This is a genomic window from Halorussus ruber, from assembly GCF_004765785.1.
Taxonomy (GTDB): domain Archaea; phylum Halobacteriota; class Halobacteria; order Halobacteriales; family Haladaptataceae; genus Halorussus; species Halorussus ruber.
This window is the reverse complement of sequence record NZ_SBIT01000009.1, coordinates 91,128-110,043: the sequence shown is the minus strand read 5'-3', so window position 1 is coordinate 110,043 and position 18,916 is coordinate 91,128. Positions and strand designations below refer to the sequence as shown.

Below are 18,916 nucleotides of genomic sequence, written 5' to 3'. Positions count from 1 at the left end.
GAGGAGGTTGAGGAGGTGTGAGGTTCGCGGTCGCGGTTGCGGTGCGGTCCTCCTAGGCTTCGGCACTAGCTAGCTTCATCTCGACTTTCAGAAGAACAGCAACGACTCAGCATACTGGAGAGCGGTCTTCTGAAGCCCCCGGTCGCTCGCGGTCGCTCGTCGGCATATCCGACGGACGTAGTTGCGACGGATAAGGGCCGACGAGCGACTAAACTGTACGCGAGCGACCGGCCCCTTCATCCCACCCGCGGCGACTGGTCTGCCAGCACGCTACTGGCGGAAAGTCCCACCCAGCGCACCCGGCGGGCCGCGTCACTCAGACCTCGCCCGATTCCCGAAGTCGCTCCCGAACCGCCTCGCGCTCGACGGTCCCCGAGGCAGTCCGCGGAAGTTCCTCGGCGAAAGCAACAGTCCGGGGGCGCTTGTAGCCCGCGAGTCGGTCGTCGCAGAAGTCCTCGATGCCCCCGACCGACAAGTCTCCATCCGCACCCTCCTCCGGAACCACCAGCGCCCCGACGCGCTCGCCCCACTCCTCGTCGTCCAACCCCACGACCGCGGCGTCTCGGACCTCGGGATGCTCCCGAAGCGCCTCGACCACCTCGCCGGGGTGGACGTTCTCGCCGCCGGTGATGATACGGTCCGCGCGCCGGTTCAGCACCCAGATGCGGCCCTCCTCGTCGCGGTAGCCCACGTCGCCGGTGTGGAGGCCGTACTCGCCGAAGGCCGACTTCGTGGCTTCCGAATCACCGTAGTACCCCCGCATGACGGTGGGGCCAGCGACCACGATTTCACCCGTCTCGCCCGCCGGAAGGGGTTTCCCGCTCTCCTCGTCATCACCACCTTCACCGACCACCGTCACGTCGGTCCACAGGAGTGGCCGCCCCACGGTCCCGCGATGCTCGAAGGCCTCGCGGGGCCGAGCGGTCGCAATCTGGGACGCCGTCTCGGTCATGCCGTAAGTCGGGTGAACCGGCACGCCGCGCGATTCGCACCGGGAAAGCAGTTCGTCGCGCGCCGGGGCACCCCCCAGCAGGACGAACCGGAGCGAGTTCCCCAGCGACTCCCGCGCGTCGAGCATCCGCCGGAGCATCGTCGGCACGAGCGAGACGCCCGTGACGCCGTACTCCGCGATGGCGTCGGCGTCCCGCTCGGCGTCGAAGCCCTCCTGCAAAATCACGGTCGTCCCGTAGAGCGCCGACCGCAGAACGACCGAGAGGCCGCCCATGTGGTACATCGAGAGGCACAGCAACCACTTGTCGCCGGGCGTCACCCCGAGCCGGAAGGCCGAGGCGGTCGCGCTCGACAGGAAGCTGCCCATCGAGAGCGCCACGGCCTTCGGGTCGCCGGTCGTGCCCGAGGTGAACAGCATCGCCTGCGGGTCCGACCGAGACCACGACGCCCGTTCGAACTCGGCAGGGGTCTGCTCGCGGAGTGGCGCGACCGCATCCGCCTCGGGCGAATCGACCGACGTGACTGGTACTTCGGAAATCGCCACCGCGTCGGCCTCGGTCGCCTCCTCGCAGACTACCAGATTCAGGTCCGCGACTTCGGCCTGCCGGGCCAACTCGGGTCGCGCCAGTCGGGCGTTCAGCGGCACCAGTACCGCCCCGAGTCGCATCGCGGCGTGGACCAGCCGGACGAACGCGACCCGCGTCTCCATCAGCACGCCGAGGTGGTCGCCAGTCTGCGCCCCGAGTGCGGCGAGTCGCCCGGCGGTCTCCTCGACCGCCGAGTCGAGTTCTCGATACGTCCACTCCGTTCCGTCCTCGGCCTCCACGAGCGCCGTCGCCTCCGGCGAGGTCCGCGCTCGCTCGGCCAGCCAATCCTGCATCGTTCGCTCGGCAGGTTGAGTCGGTTGCGTCTCAGTCATCGTACCTCCACGTGTCCGCGGTGCCGTTGCCCTCGCCCTGCGGGACCACCGCCCGACCGTCCGCGACCGGCGCGATGTCCGGGCCGAGGTCCGATTCCAGCATCTTCGCGGTCGCTAACCCGCAGGCCGGAACGTCCGGAATCGCGGCCGCGACGTGGACCGCGGCGGTCCGTGCCACCGCGCCGTCGATGGTGGTGGTCACGACCGGCGAGACTCCCTCCTCGCGGGCCTCCTCGGCGAGCTCGACCGCCTTCCGAGGCCCGCCGAGCGCCATCGGCTTCAGGACGACTGCCTTGGGATTCGCGTCGAGGGCGTCCTCGAACTCGCCCTCGGCGAGCGTCTCGTCCAGCGCGATGGGGCCGGAGAGGGCGGCGAGACCCCCGAGGTCGGTCGCGGGCAGGGGCTGCTCGACGTAGGCCAGTCTGTCCCCGACCGCGTCCAGAAACTGCTGGGCCTGCTGGCGCGACCACGCCCCGTTGGCGTCGGCCCGGAGTTCGACCGCCGAGAGCGCGTCGGCCACCGCCTCGATTCGCTCGATGTCCGCGGCGAGCGGCCGCGCTCCGACCTTGACTTTCAGGCACTCGAAGCCAGCGTCCGCGGCCCGCTCGGCCTCGGCGACGGTCTCCTCGACGCCCGAGTCGCCGACCGTCGCGTTCACCGGGACGCTCTCGACGCGCTCGGTCGCTCCCAGCCAGCGATAGAGGGGGTCGCCTGCACGCGACGCGCGCAGGTCCGCGAGCGCGAGGTCGAGCGCGTGACGCGCGGCCGGGGTGTATTTTAAATTGTGGTTCGAGAGCGCGGACTGGGGGTCCCCGTCGGCGTCGATGGCGTCCGCGGCGTCTTCGAGGGCTTGCAGGCACTCGTCCTGCGATTCGGTCCAGCCCGCGAGCGGGGTGGCCTCGCCCACGCCGACTGCTTCGGGCTCGGATTCGAGTCGGAACAGGAAGCCCTCGCGGCGCTCGATGGTCCCCCGAGCGGTGTCGAGGGGGTCGGCGAGCGGGAGCGAGAAGGGACGAAGTTCGGCGTTCATGGTTTCAGGTGTAGGTGGTTAGGTGAGTGCTCACGCGAGGAGGCCGAGCGCGAACAGCACCGAGTGCCCGGCCAGCAGTTTTCCGGTCTGTTCCAGCGCGGGGTTGAGCGCCTCGCCCGAGGCGTCGGTCAGGACGGTCCGGGCGACGGCGGCCGCGTAGGGAATCGTGAGCAGGGGAAGGAGGACCGCCGGGGAGTACCCTCGCGCCAGCCAGAACCAAATCGGGACGACGTACGAGAGCGCCAGCAGGCCGACGAACTCGGCGCGGCTGGCCCGGTAGCCGACGAGAACTGCGAGGGTCTTCTTGCCCGCCTCGCGGTCGGTTTCGAGGTCCCGGACGTTGTTCACCACGAGGATGTTGGTCGAGATGGCCGCGACCGGGAGGCTGGCGGCGAACGCCGCGAGCGTGACTGTCCCCTCCGGAATCCCCATCGGGAAGGCTCCGGCGAGTACGCTGGCGGCCTGCACGTAGAAGGTGCCCATGACCGCGACGACGCCGAAGAAGACGAAGACGAACAGGTCGCCGAGGCCGTGCGAGCCGAGGGGGTAGGGACCGCCCGCGTAGGCGATGCCGGAAATCACGCTGGCGAGTCCGATGACCAGAATCGGCAGGCCGCCGACGTACACGAGGTAGACGCCGACCAGTATCGCCAGCGCGAAGGTGGCGTACATCGCTCGCTTGACCGACTCCGGTGCGATGAGTCCCGACTGGGTGACGCGGGTGAACCCCTCGCGCTCGTCGGTGTCCACGCCCTTCACGGCGTCGTAGTAGTCGTTGGCGAAGTTTGTGCCGATCTGGATGAGGGCCGCGCCGACGAAGGCCGCCAGCGCCGGAAGCGGCGCGAACAGACCCTCGTGGACGGCGAGACCCACGCCGACGATGACCGGTGCCGCGGCCGCCGGGAGGGTGTGAGGCCGGGCGGCCATCAGCCACGCCTCGCGGCGGGAGTGTTCGGTAGCCGTGTCGCTCATTATCGGAACTTACGGGAACTGGCCAATAGCCCCTGCGGTTTCGCCAGAGCAAAAGCTGTTAGAATTTGAGTCCCCGGAGAACCGCTTTCGCTCGTATCTACTCCTTGTCGCCAGAACAACTTAAAGTCGGGACGGAAAAATCCGTCTCTTTCAGTTGCGCTCTCTCTCGCAGTCTCAGTCGTCCTCTCCCGCGCAGTCTCAGTCGTCGCCTTCCGCGCGGAACTCGTGGGCCGCCTCCCTGAGGTCGTCGGAGACGCTCGGCACCTGCTCGGCCGAGACCTCGCCCTCGGCTTCGAGCTCCTCGACGGACTTGGGGAACTCCCGAAGCCCGTAGTGGATGTCGATGCCAGCGTTCGCGCCCTCGCCCATGGCGACCGGAATCTGCTTGTGGCCGGGGGTGAGGTCGCCGACCGCGTAGACGCCGTCGGTGGTGGTCTCGAAGGCGTCGTCCACGACGACGGTTCCGTCGTCGTTGCGCTCGCAGTCTAACTGCTCGACCAGTTCGGCGTTGTAGTCCGAGCCGTACATCGGGAAGCCGCCGCGGTACTCGCGGAAGCTCCCGTCCTCGAACTCGAAGCCCGCGAGCCAGCCGTCGTCGTCCTTCTCCATGCCGGAAATCTCCTCGTGGACGATATCGACCGGGTGGGCGCGGAGCTGGCGGTCGGTCTCCTCGCTCCACTCGGGGTCGTCGCCGCGGGTCAGCAGGTCCACGTCGTCGGTGAAGTTGAGCAGAATCATGGCGACGTGGGCCGCGGCCTCGCCGGTCCCCATCACGTAGACCGGCTGGTCCACGAACATGTAGGCGTCGCAGTGCAGACAGTAGTGGAGGCCGCGCCCGGTCGGCGGGAGGGGCGGGCCGGGTTGCACGTCGGTGAACCCGGTCGCCAGCACCACGCGGTCGGCGACGAAGTCGCGCTCGCCGCCGTGGAGGTGGAACCGGCCGTCGTCGCGCCGCTCGGCGTCCTCGATGTAGCCCCGGACGTAGTCGGCCCCGTACTCCTGTATCTGCTCGCGGGCGGTCTGGAGGAACTCCACGCCGGAGACCTCCTCGGTCACGCCGATGACGTTGTGGGTGTCGGCCATCATGGCGGCCCGCCCGCCGCCTCGGTTCACGACCACGGTGTCGTGGCCCAGTCGCGTGGTGTACAGCGCGGCCGTCAGTCCGGCGGGACCCCCGCCGACGACGGCAACCTCGTACTCGTGCGTCTCGCTCATCGGTTGCGGCTTTGGGCCTGAACGCCTTAAATAGGCGGGCAGGAGCGATTTCGGCCGGGATAGCTTTGGCCGAGCGTGCCCAGCGACCGCTGGCGAGCCAGCGGTCGCGGACGGAGCTACGTGACGGTTCAAGCTAACTCGGATTCTAAAAGCAATGAAATAGTGTCTATAAGCAATAATAACATTGTCTAAAGAAACAACAACAATTATATAAACGCTTCTCGCGCTCCGCCGACCACCCGACTCGGTTGCGGTGCGGCGCGGTGCCGTGCGGGACGGGCTAGCGACTGTACCGCGAGCGAACGAACGTGAGCGAGCGGACCAAGGAATCCCTCGAAAGCGCGCCTCCGGCGCGCTTGAGGGGGTGACGTCGTCCGAGAGAGCAAAGCTCTCTCGTGATCACGAAAATCTCCGATTTTCGAACGACCGTGTTTTTGGTCGAGCTTTTTATCGAGCGCAGTCGCCCACGGCGACTGCGCTCGCAATAAAAAGGTCGTCTTAGTAGTGCCAGTCGAACTTATCGAACTCGGGGTCTCGACCCTCGACGAAGGCGTCCCGGCCCTCTTGGGCTTCGTCGGTCATGTAGGCGAGACGGGTCGCTTCCCCGGCGAACACCTGCTGGCCGACCATGCCGTCGTCGGTCATGTTGAAGGCGTACTTGAGCATCCGCATCGCGGTCGGACTCTTCTCGTTCATCTCCTCGGCCCATTCGAGCGCGACTTCTTCGAGGTCCTCGTGGGGGACGACCTCGTTGACCATGCCCATGTCGGCGGCCTCCTCGGCGTCGTAGTTCTTCCCGAGGAAGAAGATTTCGCGGGCCTTCTTCTGGCCGACCTGCTTGGCGAGGTAGGCAGAGCCGAACCCGCCGTCGAAGGAGGCGACGTCCGGGTCGGTCTGCTTGAAGACGGCGTGCTCCTCGCTGGCGATGGTCATGTCGCAGACGACGTGGAGGCTGTGGCCGCCGCCGACCGCCCACCCGGGCACGACGCAGAGGACCGGCTTCGGGATGTGGCGAATCAGGCGCTGGACTTCGAGGATGTGGAGGCGGCCGCCCTTCGCGGCCTTGTCCGTCTGGCCGTCCTCGCCGCGGTACTCGTAGCCCTCGTCGCCGCGGACGGTCTGGTCGCCGCCCGAGCAGAACGCCCACCCGCCGTCCTTCGGCGAGGGACCGTTACCGGTCAGCAGGACGCACCCCACGTCGGTCTGGCGCTTGGCGTGGTCGAGCGCGTCGTAGAGTTCGTCAACGGTCTTCGGCCGGAAGGCGTTGCGGACCTCGGGCCGGTCGAACGCGATGCGCACGGTGCCCGACTCGACCGCACGGTGGTAGGTGATGTCGTCGAAGTCGGGTCCCGCTTGCTCCCACTCCTCGGGGTCGAAAATCTCGGATACCATGTGTCGGCGTGGGGCCGGTGCGAGGAAAAAGATTCCTTGTTGGCTTCTAGGAGATTGAAGTGACGATACTGCCGGAGGTGAGACCGTCGTTTCTTCGTCCTCGAAAGCCCTCGCGCGGTTCGCGGTCGCTCCGCCGGATATCCGCGGGCCTCTCCACACCGCCCGGCCCGCGAATAGGGCCGCCGGAGACGACCACGGCCTCCGGCCGCGAACCGCGCTCGCCCTTTCAGTCCGCCAGGGGAAGTGAACGTCCCACCGGCCGAAACTCGTGGATTGATCCACCGAGCACGTTCCGATGGAAGGTGCCACTGGCCGAAACCGCGTGGAAAGTTCCACCGACCGCGACCCGCGGGTCGCGGTCGGCGTTCGCTGGTCTCCATTTCCGAGGAGCGAACTTACTTCACCCGCGGTTCCGTGACGTAGGCCATGACCGACCCGAGCCAGCGCGAGGCCGCCGCGCGCCTCGCCGACCGGACCCGGAGCCTCGAACGCTCGAAGATTCGCGTGATGTTCGGCCTCGCCGAGCGCGAGCGACAGACGGCCGACAGCGACCTCGTGCGCCTCGAAGTCGGCGAACCCGACTTCGGTACGCCCGAACACGTCATCGACGCCGCGGCCGAGGCGGCCCACGAGGGCGCGACCAGCTACACCGAGAACGCGGGCATCCCGCCGCTCCGCGAGGCCATCTCGGAGACGATGGCGCGCGAGAGCGGCGTCGAGTACGACCCCGAGCAGATTACGGTCAAGAACGGCGCGATGGAGGCGCTTTCGCTGTCGATGATGGCGCTGGCCGGGCCGGGCGACGAGGTCGTGGTTCCCACTCCGGCGTGGCCGAACTACGTGAACCAGGTCCAGTTGGCGGGCGCGACGCCGGTCGAGGTCCCGCTGCCCGCCGACTCCGGATTCGACCTCGACGCCGAGCGCGTGGCGGGCGAAATCGGCGAGGAGACCGCCGCCGTAATTTTGACCTCGCCCTCCAATCCGACCGGGCAGGTCTACGACGAGGAGGCGGTCGCCGAAGTCGCGGACGCCGCGGCGGCCAACGACGCCTACGTCGTCGCCGACGAGGTCTACGGCCGCCTGACCTACGACGACGACTTCCGGGGCGCGGCGTCCTACGTCGATTCGCCCGAGAACGTCCTGACCATCGACTCCTGCTCGAAGACCTACTCCATGACTGGCTGGCGACTCGGCTGGCTCGCCGGGCCGGAGGAGGTGGTGGACGCGGTCACCAGCATCGGCGAGAGTACGACCGCCTGCACCTCGGCCGTGAGCCAGCAGGCCGCGCTGGCCGCGCTGACCGGGCCCCAAGAGCCGGTCGCCGAGATGAAGGCCGCCTTCGAGGAGCGCCGGGACTTCGTGGTCGAGCGCGTCGCCGAGATGCCGGTGGTCTCCTGCCCGCGGCCGGACGGGGCCTTCTACGCCTTCCTCGACGTGAGCGACCTGCCCGGCGGGAGCTTCGAGATAGCGAAACGGCTCCTCTCGGAGTACGGCGTCGTGACCGCGCCGGGCGACGGATTCGGCGACGCTGGCGAGGGCTACCTCCGAATCAGCTTCGCCAACAGCCTCGACCGCATCGAGGAGGGACTCGACCGAATCGAGGCGATGGTTCGGGCAGAGACCGAATAGGAAGTGTCGGCCTACTCCTCCATCGCGTCCAGACAGCGCTCGACGAAGGTGTTGTGCATCGGGAACACTTCGCTGTCGAGCGCGACGGCGGTGCCGCAGGTCTCGTCGTGCGGGAAGTGCAACTCCACGGCGTCGCCGAACGACCGGAGCGTGCATTCGAGCGAACCGTGAGTGTAGAGGCTCTCTTGGTGGGGTTTGTCCACGGCCTCCAGTCGCACGTCGCGGACGACCTCGGCCACGTCCTCGTCGGTGTACTGGTCGGCCACGTCGTCGCGGACGTACACCACTTCGCCGCCCTCGTCGTCGTAGAAGATGACGCTCCGCAGGTGGTCGCCGACGCGAGCTTTCAGGAACTCGGCCAGGGCTTCCGAAGAGTTTTCTGACATTTATATTCGGAAATATAGGCTGGATTCATTTCAATCTTGCAGTTGGTAGCCGATATCGACTCTTTTGACGAAACAACGATATATAACCATCTATGATATAGATAAAAATTTAAAGGCAACTAATTATTTCCGAAGCCCGCTACTCGCCGAGTTCGTCGGCGACGTAGGACGATTCTGCTCGCGGTACTGCCGCCTACTCGCTGTTCAACAAACGAGACATCTCGTTCGGTGGTGGCAGTCTCGACCAACTGTAGTCACAGGAGTTCGGCCTTCTTTCCGGAGAGCGACTCCGGAACGTCGAGCCAAAAAACGGTCTTCGCGTCTTCCGCAGTAAGTATAACTATTTTAACGCTGTTACCCGGTCTGAGGATTGCTCCTCGAATCGCGGTGATGTTTAGCGTGAATGTGGCGCTCTCTTGGGGAGACACGATTTTCGAGTCCGCTGACCGAAGCGCGAATACAGGTTCCGTGGACGTATTCACGTCGTCCGTTCTCGATTCGAAGGTTTTCTCGGTTTCATCACCTACGTATTTAATCTCCACGCCATATATGTTTGTACTCTCACCATTCGGCGAAACCGTGAACGTAAGAGAGCTAATTTGCTTTTCGTGGTCGCCTGTCACCTCGCCGATCACGCTTTCGACTGCAAGACGTTCAGTAACTGGACTCGATTCGACTGTCTTCGAAGGCTGATTCCGAGGAGCATCGAGAGCGACGATACCCGTACTCGACACGCTACATACGACTGCGACGAGTGCAACTATTAGGACGGTGGTCCTCGACAGTCGGCCATCCGGTTGTTCTGGCTTCGACCGTTTGGAGACGTGGAGTACGACCGATAGAAAAATCGGGAGAACAACGGTAGAGAGTAGTTGTCCGAGTAAATCACCGACGTACCACTGCCACGCCGCGACGACGCCGACTGCGACCAAGAGGTATTCGAGTAACGCATACCTCCGGGTCGAGACGCTATAAGCGGCGACGACGCTTATGGTAGCCCCGATAAGACCGAGGAAAAAATAGGAGAGCGTTATCCCAGACAAATCCCCGGCAAGGACATCGACTCCTGATACAGTTTCTGTTACTGCGGCATATCCCGGGACGCCAACTTGGAAATCCCAGAGAAAGAAATACACACTTAACACTGCACTCTGTATCGCTCCGAACATCCCGAACCAGACAGCGAAGTGCCGACGTGTCACTCTATTCCAAATCATGTTCCTGCCCCGTATTATTAGATAATAAACGTGTTTGTACAGGAGGAGTATTAGACTTGCGTCCGTATTCGTTCTGCCACTTCCTCGCGGAACCGGTGGCTCTCCTTGGCGTCGGTCGTGACCTCAATTACCTGCGTCCCCTCGCTGGCGACCGATTCGCGGAAGGCCGACCGGAAGTCCGCCAGTTCCCCGACGCGCTCGAAGTCGAGGCCGTAGAGGTCACCGGTCGGTTCGTAGTCGAGGCCGTGGGGCGTCCGGAACTGCTCGGTGAACGGCGGGTCGAACTCCTCGATGGGGAGCATGTGGAAGATGCCGCCGCCGTCGTTGTTGATTTCCACGATGGTCGCGTCCACGCCGCACCGCGCGACGGCGAGCAGGCCGTTCATGTCGTGGTAGTAGGCCAAGTCGCCGGTCACGATGACGAGCGGGTCGTCGGTTGCGCTCCCCGCGCCGAGTCCCGTGCTGGTGATGCCGTCGATGCCGCTCGCGCCCCGGTTGCCCAGCACCGAGATGTCCGCGGACCGCGGCGCACCGAAGCGGTCCAAATCGCGGACCGGCATGCTGTTCGAGACCATCACGGTGGCCGGGTCGGGGGCGTCTTCCGCGACTGCCGAGAGGACGCCGCCCTCGAAGAGGCGCTCGTCGCGCGCCGACTCGACCAGACTCCAGTAGTCGCGCTCGGCCTCGGCGAAGCGTGCGCGCCACGATTCGCTCTCGGCCGATTCGGCCGCGGCCGAATCGGTCGTTTCGGCCAGTTTCCGGGCGAACCGCGTCGGGTCGGCCGCCAGCAGGTCTGTCGCGGTAAACGTCGCCTCGCGCCACCCGCCCGCGGGGTCCACGAGGAACTGCCGGGCGTCGCTCGCTTCCAGATACCGGCGGAGGACCTTCGAGGTCGGCGACGCGCCGAAGCGAACGACGACCTCGGGGTCGGGCCACGAGTCGGCGACTGCGTCGAGGTAGCCGTCGTAGCCCCCGAGTATCGGAACTTCGCTCTCGTGACCGAATCGGTGTCCCGACAGGGGGTCGGCGAGGACGGGGAACCCGGTCGCCTCGGCGAGGTCGGCGAGTGCCCCGCGGTCGAGCGCCGGGGTTCGGTCCGAGTCCGGGGCGTCCGCCGGACCGGCGACGATGAGGCCCCGGTCGGCGTCTTCGAGAACCTGCCCGACGCGCCGAATCTCGGCGTCGTCCAGTTCGGGGCGGCCCTGCGAAGTGCTGACGAAGGCAGAATTGCGCCCCTCGGCCCCGAGCGGAGCCTCGTCGGCGAACTCCTCGGGCACGTCGCCGGGGACCTCGACCGGTTCGAGGGGCTTGCGGAAGGGGACGTTGAGGTGGACCGGCCCCGGCGGGGTGCCGGTGGACTCGCTCACCGCGCGGGCCGCCGTGGTCCGGAGCGAGCGCAACTTTCGTCCGTCGGCCTCTGGTTCGGGCAGGTCCTTGTACCACCGAACCGCGTCGCCGTAGAGCTTCTGCTGGTCGATAGTCTGGTTCGCGCCCGAGTCGCGCAGTTCCGGCGGCCGGTCGGCCGTCAGGACGAGCATCGGGACGCGGGCCTGATTTGCCTCGATGACCGCGGGGTGGAAGTTCGCCGCCGCGGTGCCCGAGGTGCAGACCAGCGGGGTCGGTTTGCCGGTGCGCTTGGCTCGACCCAAGGCGAAGAACGCCGCGGAACGCTCGTCCAAGTGCGAGAAGACCTCGATTTCGGGATGCTGAGCGAACGCGACCGTCAGGGGCGTCGAGCGACTGCCGGGGGCGATGCAGACGGCGTCGATTCCCGCGGCGTCGAGTTCCGAGACCAGCGCCCGCGCCCAGAGGGTGTTGCGGTTCGGGGCGGCCGAGGGGTCAGAGAAGGGGTCGGCTTCGTCACTCATCTTCCAGTTCGTCCAGAATCGGCAGGTACTTGAGCTGTACCTCCTCGTACTCCTCGTCGGGGTCGCTGTCGCCGACGATGCCGTTCCCGGCGAACAGCGTGGCGGATTTTCCGCTCGTGACCGCCGAGCGAATGCCGACCGCGAAGGTGCCGTCGCCCTCGGCGTCGAACCAGCCGACCGGGGCGGCGTACCAGCCGCGGTCGAAGGCCTCGGTCTCGCGGATGGTCTGGAGAGCTTTCTCGGGCGGGAGGCCGCCGACCGCGGGGGTCGGGTGGAGTGCTTCCACGATAGAGAGGACGTGGCCCGACGACTGGAGGTCGGCCTCGATGGGGGTCCAGAGGTGCTGGATGGTGGCGAGTTTCCGAACGCGGCGGTCCTCGACCCGGACCGCCGCGGAGAGAGGAGCCAACTGCTCGCGGATGGTATCGACCACGAGACCGTGTTCGTGGGCCATCTTCTCGCTTTCCTCGATGCTTTTCTCCAGTTCGGCGTCCTCCTCCGGAGTATCACCGCGGCCGACAGAGCCTGCGAGCGCGTCGGTTTCGACGGTCCGACCCCGGAGCGTGGCGAGTCGCTCGGGCGTCGCGCCGAAGAAGGCGGCCTCGGGGGTCGGCTCGAAGCAGAACCGGAAGCAGTCGGGGTACGACTCGCCGAGGCGGGCCAGCACGTCGGGCATCGAGACCTCGTCGGCCAACTCGACCGCGAGGGCTTGGGCCAGCGTGACCTTCTGGAGGTCGCCAGCGTCGATTCGCTCGACCGCGGCCCTGACCTGCTCGGCCCACTCCTCGCGGGTCGTGGTCGGGTTCGTCGCCACGACGCCGGGCGGGTCAGCTCCGGGCGGGCCAGCGCGGGGCGAGTCGGCGCGCTCTCGCTCGGGGACCTCGGCGAGGGCCTCGCGGACCTCGGAAAGTTCGGCCTCGACGGCCTCGCCGGGCGCGTCGCGGGCCGAGACGGTCAGCCACGTCTCGCCGTCGGCGCGAGTCAACTGGGTCCGGGGCAGGATGAACTCGCCGGTCCCGAAGCTCTGCCACGGCGGGGCCGGGTCGTGGTCGGCGTGGAACGAGAAGCCGCCGAACAGTCGGGGCCGGGCCGCGTCCGGCCCGTCGTAGTCCATCCCGTCGAACAACTCGTCTGCGGCCTCGCCGACCGAGTCGAACCTGTCGGCTCCCTCGGCCGTGATTCTGGCCGCGGTGCCGCCGCCTGCGAACTCGGGACCGTACGGGCTGGTCCAGTAGATTCGGGGCGCGTCCCGCCCGGCGAGGAAGGGTCGGGGGTCGCAGTCGGGTAGCTTGCAAGCCCGGCTCACGAGGGCGGAGCCGGTCGGTTCGGCCGACACCTGTCCGTCGCGGGGCGGAGACTCCATTCAGTCGAACTCAGGAGTGGGGAGCCTTTAGTCTAACTGAATTACTCGTGACGCCTGTCGGGTTCGGGCACCGTCGTCGGACTCCTCAAAACGGCGAAAACTCGTCGGTTCGAATCGCTGTCTCGAACTCGTTTGTCGGCGCGTGCTGGCGCGGCCTCCTGTGGCCGCGCCGAACCGCGCGAGGGACGACCGAACGACCGCAGGGAGTGAGAGGAGGCTGGGGAGGCCCGAGGCCGACGCTCGGTGGCTCCTCTCACCGTCAGAAGCCCGGTAATGCACCCGACTGTCTGGGTGGACTGAAAGGGACCGGTCGCTCGCGGCCGAAGGCCGTGGTCGTCTCAGCCGACCTCTATCTGACGCGCGCAGAACTGCGCGCGTCAGATATGTCGCTGAGCGACCGCGAGCGAACCGGGGGCTTTCTAAAAAGATACTGCGATTCTCCTACTCACGACGCTATCTGCTTCGACTCCCCGAAAGACAGAAATTCACTAACTGTATCGCTCCTCGTTCCACGGATTCGCCGTGTTCGAGTAGCCGCGCTTCTCCCAGTAGCCGCGCTCCTCCTCCGTCAGGAACTCCACGCCGTCAACCCACTTCGCTCCTTTATAAGCGTACTTGTGCGGCGTCACGACCCGCAGGGGGCCGCCGTGTTCCTCCGGAAGGGCCTCGCCGTCGAACTCGTAGGTCAAGAGGACCTCCTCGCGCATGCAATCTTCCAGCGGGAGATTCGTCGTGTAGCCGTCGAGCGCCGAGAACATGACGTGAACCGCGTCGTCTTTCACGCCCGCCATCTCCGCGAGGTCGGGGAAGGTGACGCCCGTGAACTCGCAGTCGAACTTGCTCCAGCCCGTCACGCAGTGGAAGTCCTGATTCTGGGTCTCGCTCGGGAGGTCCTGAAACTCCTCCCACGAGAAGGACAGTTCCTCCTCGACCGCGCCCGAGACCGTGAACTCCCACGTCTCGGGGTTCCAGTCCGGCGTGCCGCTCTTCGAGAGGACCGGGAACTTGCTCGTCTTGCGCTGGCCGGGCGGGAGGCGCTCGCCGTCGAACTCCTCGTGAAGGTCCGTCACGTCGGTGACGCTCATAGGTCCGAGTCGGTGTCGGACGCAAGTAGATTTATCGACTGCGCACGGGCACGAGGAGAGTCGCGGGGCGGTGCGCGGGGAATCGCGGGACGGCGCGACGTCGAGAACTCGGCAACGTTCGATTTCGGTTGCGGTAACGCGGAACGTAGCGGGGGCGTCCGGAACGAGTGGGGGTATCGACTCAATAACAAAGGCGTGTCTGTCCCAAGACGAGTTCGCATGGCAACACAAGAACAACGCACGACCGGTCAGGACAAGACCGTAAAGGCCGCCGAGGAGACGGCGACCGACGTGACGGTCCTCGCCGCGGCGACGTCGGTGGCACTCGCACTGCATCAGTTCTTCGTCCGGGGCAACCGGATGCAGGGCATCTTTATCGGACTGTGGCCGCCGACGATTCTCGCGTTCGCAAGCTACTACAACCAGAAGCGAATCGAGAAGGCCGTCACCGCCCTCGGCCCGAACCGCATCATCAACTCTATCGAGCAGATGCTCGGTAGCCGCTGAGACGGACGGAAAACTCCCATTTTTCGGTCAGATACCGAGTAATCCGGCGTTGCGTATCGCTACTAGCAACCTCGGTTGCCGAATCGTAACTCTGAGTTCGATTTCTCGGAACCGTTCTTTTCGATTGGAATCAAATGATTTGTCGTCCCCTGTAGCTATCCCCGTCAGACTTAAGAACACCCCTCCCGAAGCCAGCAATGTTCCAATGCCGAAGGTAGAGATAACTATTCCGGAACATCTCGAAATGCAGATCGCCCAGATGGTCGAACAGGGCGAGTTCGTCAACCGAGAGGAAGCCATCGAGGACCTCCTCTCGACCGGGCTGAAAGCCTACAAAACCAGCGGTCCCATGGACGACGACGACCGCGAACCCGGTCTGGAAGACGAAGGAATGATGGGTCACGAGGACGAGTACGTCTTCTAAACTTCCATTTTCGGTGCGTGGGAAGTAATCTCAGAAACCCTTAAGCCAGACACATCCTTACCCACGGACATGCACAAAGACGAGCTTCTCGAACTCCACGAGGAGATGGTCCTCATCATGGAGTACTTCCAGGACCAAGAGCGCGTCAGAGACGGCCTGTTCGACCCGTACGAAGAACTCGACGTGGACCCCTCGCACGTCCACAAGTCCAAGAGCGAACACAAGCACGCGGTCTTCGTCCTCGGCAACGCGCTCGCCACCGCGATGAGCGACGACGAGTTCAGCGAAGCGGGCCGCATCGGCAAGCGCATGCAGGAACTCGCCGACGACGCCGAGTCCAAAATCTAAAACGACCTTTTTATTGCGAGCGCAGTCGCCGCTGGCGACTGCGCTCGATAAAAAGCTCGACCAAAACCACGGTCGTTCGAAAATCGGAGATTTTCGTGATCACGAGAGAGCTTTGCTCTCTCGGACGACGTCACCCCCTCACGAGCGCCGAAGGCGCTCGTTCGAGGGATTCCTTGGGCCGCTCAGTCGTCGCTTCGCTCCTCCTTCGCGGTAGAGTTGCTGGTGCTGACTTCTGCTGGTGCGCTCGCTCCCTCCCGGTCGCTCGCTGTTCTTACTCTTGATGACCACGCGCGCGCAGGTTAAGAATTAAAAATATGTCTTTATCAATTCAAAAACCACTCTTAGAAACGAATTTCATTGCTTAGAATTCGACCTGTCCCTCGCGTACTCGACTTTCCACGTCAACCACCCGCAGTTGTACCGCGAGCGAACGAACGTGAGCGAGTGGCCCAAGGAACCCGTCGAAGACCCGCGCCGTCGGCGCGGGCCTGAGGCGGTGACGCAGGGTTTTCATCGAAGTTTTGCAAGGGCGCGCCTCTCGTGGCGCGCCCGCAGCAAAAGTTCGGGCCGCAAGATATTTGAGAGGGCTTTGGTTTCGTCGTAATATGGAAACGCGCACGGTCGAGCAGGTCGAAGGTTGGAAAACTCGTCCCTTCAGCGACGGGTTTGCTGGCCTGCGCGAACTCTCAGACGGGGAGTTCTCGGGGGCAGTCGAGGCCGGTGGCGCGTGGCTGTTTATGCTCAACGGGCGGATAATCGGGGTCTACGAGGGGAGTCTCGACGACTTCGAGGACGCCACGGGCACCGCCTACGCCGCGCCCCATCCGTCGCTGCCGCTGGTCTTCAGCATGCAAGAACAGGGCGGCGAGACGCAGGCAAAGTACTACACGAACGACACGCCGCTGTCGGAGGTCGATTCGACGCTCACGGACGGCAAGTTCACGGGCTACATCGAGCTCAGCGAGAACGTCCTGAGCGGCGACTACTACGTGGCTTACTACGGCGGGCGCTCGATGAGCGTCGCGTTCGTCGGCGCGAGCGAGCAGGTCGTGACCGGCGAGGAGGCCTTCGAGCGCGCCGACGACGAGGTCGGCATCTACGAGGTTCGAGACGTGGACATCGACGTCATCGACGTGCCCGAACCCGACGAACCGGACGAACCCGACGCGCCCAACGAGTCGCCGGGCGGCGCGTCAGGGCCGACCGACACGTCCGATGCGTCGGGACTGTCCGGCGCGGGCGGGACTGGCGGTCCATCCCCCGAGTCCGGAACTGGCGGGACTGGCGGCCCGTCCCCCGACTCCGGCGTCGGCGGGGCCGGACAGAGCGCCGCGACCGATTCGGCGGACTCGCCCGGGCCCGCCGGGCAGTCGTCCGCCCCAAACCGCCAGTCAGCGAGCAAGTCCACCGCCGCGGACGCCGAGACGGGTCGGACGGCCGACGCGGGAGTCGAATCGTCCGCCCCGGCCGAATCGCCCACCCCGGCCGAATCGCCCTCCTCGGAGTCGAACTCCGGCGGTCCGGCCGACTCCGGTCGGTCCACGGCGACTGACTCCGGCGTGGCAACCGAAGCGAGCGCGACCGAAAGGGCCGCGGACGTGGCCGGTACGAACGCCGGGACCGCGGTCGAACCCGCCGAGACCGCCGAACCGGAGGAGTCCGCCGACCCCGCTCGCCCCGAGTCCGGGCAGGCCGACGCGAAGTCGGGCGCGTCCGAGTCTGCCACCGACGCGCCGGCCGACTCCGCGGCCGAGTCAGCGACCGACGAGGACGGAAGCGACGCCTTCGAGGAGGAAGAGCAGTGGCGCGAGGCCACCACGATACCCTCCCTCGACCCCGACCGGAGCGAGGGTCCGGCCGACGAGGAGACCGCCGACTCGGACTCGATTGGGACCGATGCAGATTCGGCGGCCGCGACCGGCGGTTCCGCTGCCGGAGTCTCCTCGCAGACGAGTTCGGGAACTGGTTCGTCGTCCGGTTCGTCGCCGACCGGGTCGCAGTCGGGAAGCAGAGCCCAGTCTGGAACCGGCGGCCAGTCCGCTGACGCGCAGTCCGACGCTGGCGCGCAGTCCGGACCCGGTTCGCGCTCGGGGAGCGCGCCGGGCGGCGCGTCCGGCCAGTCGAGCGCGCCAGACGAGAAGGCGCAGGCCCAGATACAGAAGCTTCGCTCGCAACTCCGCCAGCGAAAACAGCAGGTCGAGCAGTTGAAAGAGCGACTCTCGAACGTCGAGTCCGAGCGCAACGAGTACAAGCGAGAGCGCGACGCCCTCCGCCAAGAGGTCGAGCGACTCGAAGCCAAACTCGAAAGCTCGGGGTCGGATGGGTCCGGCGCGAGCGGGCGGCAACTCAGTCGCTCGCAGGCGTTCGACGGGACCAACCTCTTCGTGCGCTACGAGTCGAAGGGCAAGGCCACGCTGGAGGAGGCCGCCGCGAGCGAGGCCAAACCCGAGGACGTGAACGAGAACCTCCGGCTCGAACACCACACTCAGTTCGAGACCGAGGGCGCGACGGTCGAGGGCGAACCGTTCGAGGAGTTCCTGCACGATTCGTTCGAGTACCAGTTCGTCTCGTGGGTCATCGAGGAACTCCTCTACGAGATTCGGGACACCGGCCACCGGAACGGCCTGAAGGACCTCTACGAGTCGATTCCGAAAATCGACCGCGTGGACCTCCACGGCTCTGTCGGCGCGGGCGACGACACCGAGGACACCCGCCAGGAGTCGTTCGACATCATCATGCGCGACCGGATGGGCAACCCCCTCGTGGTCGCTGACCTCAACGACTCGCGGGACCCGACGACCGGCGACATGATGGGGTCGCTCGTGGACGCCTCCTCGGGCGTCGGGAAAGCCCACGACGAGCTATCGGGTGCCTTTCAGGTCACGGAGAGCTTCTTCCAGCCGAAGGCGCTGGAAACCGCCGAGAACGCGACTGCTGGTGGCTTCCTGAGCCGCGAGAAAAGAGAGAGCTTCGTCAAACTCTCCCGCAAACGCGGATATCACCTCTGTCTGGTGGAGTCACGAAGTGGAGGGTTCCACCTGAACGTGCCGGAACTCTAAGTTCAGTTCTCGGCTTCGGCCGCTTCGCTGATCTTCATCTCGTCGAGTTTGTCCGAAATCTCGTCGATCTTGTCGTCGAGTTCGGCGACGAACTCCTCGGTGCGCTCGGTCGTGATGGCACCCTGACTCGACGGCTCGATGAGGTTCTCCTCTTCGAGGACGCGGAGGGAGTACCGAACTTTGTGGTGCGGGTAGCCCGTCTCGTTGGACATCTTCACGATGCCGATGGGTTCGCTCTCGATGACCATCTTCAGGACCTGCAGATGGCGCTCCAACATATCGACTTCCTTCTCAAGTCTATCTATCATGGCATGTGTTAACTTGTCTTAGAGACTTTTAAAAGTTGCTGTCCGTCGAAGCCGTCACGGACCCACTAACCCGACGCTTTGTGGTGCGAGTAGTTAACAGTTCTGCGATGGACTCACAAAGTGTTATCGGTCCGACCTGCTGGCAATATCCTCGATACTGTAGCTTTCCCGCTCGAAACCGTTCGAGATAACCACGAACGTGTATCGATTCGGGAGAGGGACCGTAATCGGTTTACCGAGCGG

The 18,916-nt window shown here is 65.5% G+C and carries 16 protein-coding genes; 5 read left to right on the top strand and 11 right to left on the bottom strand.

Annotation, left to right across the window (positions count from 1 at the left end):
- Positions 1-316 precede the first annotated feature (316 nt).
- The 5 genes from menE to EPL01_RS15170 all read right to left on the bottom strand — a co-directional run bounded on the left by menE (position 317) and on the right by EPL01_RS15170 (position 6,479).
- A complete protein-coding gene (gene menE, locus EPL01_RS15190; protein ID WP_368279572.1) occupies positions 317-1,870 on the bottom strand; it encodes an o-succinylbenzoate--CoA ligase in 1,554 nt (517 codons plus the stop codon).
- Complete coding sequence (locus tag EPL01_RS15185) at positions 1,863-2,900, bottom strand: mandelate racemase/muconate lactonizing enzyme family protein (RefSeq protein ID WP_135826132.1); 1,038 nt, start codon at positions 2,898-2,900, stop codon at positions 1,863-1,865. The genes menE and EPL01_RS15185 overlap by 8 nt, the downstream gene beginning before the upstream one ends.
- A gap of 30 nt (positions 2,901-2,930) precedes the next feature.
- Complete coding sequence (locus EPL01_RS15180) at positions 2,931-3,872, bottom strand: 1,4-dihydroxy-2-naphthoate polyprenyltransferase (RefSeq protein ID WP_135826131.1); 942 nt, start codon at positions 3,870-3,872, stop codon at positions 2,931-2,933.
- A gap of 198 nt (positions 3,873-4,070) precedes the next feature.
- Positions 4,071-5,087, bottom strand: coding sequence for an NAD(P)/FAD-dependent oxidoreductase (locus EPL01_RS15175; protein ID WP_135826130.1), 1,017 nt, complete (start codon positions 5,085-5,087; stop codon positions 4,071-4,073).
- A gap of 498 nt (positions 5,088-5,585) precedes the next feature.
- Positions 5,586-6,479 carry a 1,4-dihydroxy-2-naphthoyl-CoA synthase gene (locus tag EPL01_RS15170; RefSeq protein ID WP_135826129.1) on the bottom strand — a complete coding sequence of 298 codons (894 nt, stop codon included), beginning with the start codon at positions 6,477-6,479 and terminating at the stop codon, positions 5,586-5,588.
- Between the two features lie 426 nt (positions 6,480-6,905).
- Here EPL01_RS15170 and EPL01_RS15165 point away from each other — a divergent pair, with 426 nt between their 5' ends.
- Positions 6,906-8,108, top strand: a complete 1,203-nt coding sequence (locus tag EPL01_RS15165; RefSeq protein ID WP_135826128.1) for a pyridoxal phosphate-dependent aminotransferase — start codon at positions 6,906-6,908, stop codon at positions 8,106-8,108.
- Between the two features lie 11 nt (positions 8,109-8,119).
- Here the strand turns inward: EPL01_RS15165 and EPL01_RS15160 are convergent, their stop codons facing one another.
- The 5 genes from EPL01_RS15160 to EPL01_RS15140 all read right to left on the bottom strand — a co-directional run bounded on the left by EPL01_RS15160 (position 8,120) and on the right by EPL01_RS15140 (position 14,027).
- A complete protein-coding gene (locus tag EPL01_RS15160) occupies positions 8,120-8,494 on the bottom strand; it encodes a DUF7522 family protein (RefSeq protein ID WP_135826127.1) in 375 nt (124 codons plus the stop codon).
- Between the two features lie 254 nt (positions 8,495-8,748).
- Positions 8,749-9,711, bottom strand: coding sequence for a hypothetical protein (locus EPL01_RS15155; protein ID WP_135826126.1), 963 nt, complete (start codon positions 9,709-9,711; stop codon positions 8,749-8,751).
- Positions 9,712-9,761: 50 nt separating this feature from the next.
- Positions 9,762-11,579, bottom strand: a complete 1,818-nt coding sequence (gene menD / locus EPL01_RS15150; protein WP_135826125.1) for a 2-succinyl-5-enolpyruvyl-6-hydroxy-3-cyclohexene-1-carboxylic-acid synthase — start codon at positions 11,577-11,579, stop codon at positions 9,762-9,764.
- The gene (locus EPL01_RS15145) at positions 11,572-12,942 is read right to left on the bottom strand and encodes an isochorismate synthase (protein ID WP_135826124.1); all 1,371 of its coding nucleotides are present in this window, start codon (positions 12,940-12,942) and stop codon (positions 11,572-11,574) included. The genes menD and EPL01_RS15145 overlap by 8 nt, the downstream gene beginning before the upstream one ends.
- Before the next feature lie 488 nt (positions 12,943-13,430).
- Positions 13,431-14,027, bottom strand: coding sequence for a sulfite oxidase-like oxidoreductase (locus EPL01_RS15140; RefSeq protein WP_135826123.1), 597 nt, complete (start codon positions 14,025-14,027; stop codon positions 13,431-13,433).
- Between the two features lie 219 nt (positions 14,028-14,246).
- Here EPL01_RS15140 and EPL01_RS15135 point away from each other — a divergent pair, with 219 nt between their 5' ends.
- The 4 genes from EPL01_RS15135 to EPL01_RS15120 all read left to right on the top strand — a co-directional run bounded on the left by EPL01_RS15135 (position 14,247) and on the right by EPL01_RS15120 (position 18,365).
- A complete protein-coding gene (locus tag EPL01_RS15135) occupies positions 14,247-14,534 on the top strand; it encodes a hypothetical protein (RefSeq protein WP_135826122.1) in 288 nt (95 codons plus the stop codon).
- Between the two features lie 205 nt (positions 14,535-14,739).
- Positions 14,740-14,958: a ribbon-helix-helix domain-containing protein gene (locus EPL01_RS15130; protein WP_115865556.1), complete on the top strand. Its 219-nt coding sequence runs from the start codon at positions 14,740-14,742 to the stop codon at positions 14,956-14,958.
- 69 nt (positions 14,959-15,027) lie between these two features.
- Positions 15,028-15,306 carry a UPF0058 family protein gene (locus tag EPL01_RS15125; RefSeq protein ID WP_135826121.1) on the top strand — a complete coding sequence of 93 codons (279 nt, stop codon included), beginning with the start codon at positions 15,028-15,030 and terminating at the stop codon, positions 15,304-15,306.
- A 605-nt stretch (positions 15,307-15,911) separates the two neighbouring features.
- Positions 15,912-18,365, top strand: a complete 2,454-nt coding sequence (locus tag EPL01_RS15120) for a DUF7527 domain-containing protein (RefSeq protein ID WP_135826120.1) — start codon at positions 15,912-15,914, stop codon at positions 18,363-18,365.
- A 2-nt stretch (positions 18,366-18,367) separates the two neighbouring features.
- On the opposite strand, the gene EPL01_RS15115 is transcribed toward EPL01_RS15120, so the two are convergent.
- Positions 18,368-18,673 carry a hypothetical protein gene (locus EPL01_RS15115; RefSeq protein ID WP_135826119.1) on the bottom strand — a complete coding sequence of 102 codons (306 nt, stop codon included), beginning with the start codon at positions 18,671-18,673 and terminating at the stop codon, positions 18,368-18,370.
- Between the last annotated feature and the right edge of the window lie 243 nt (positions 18,674-18,916).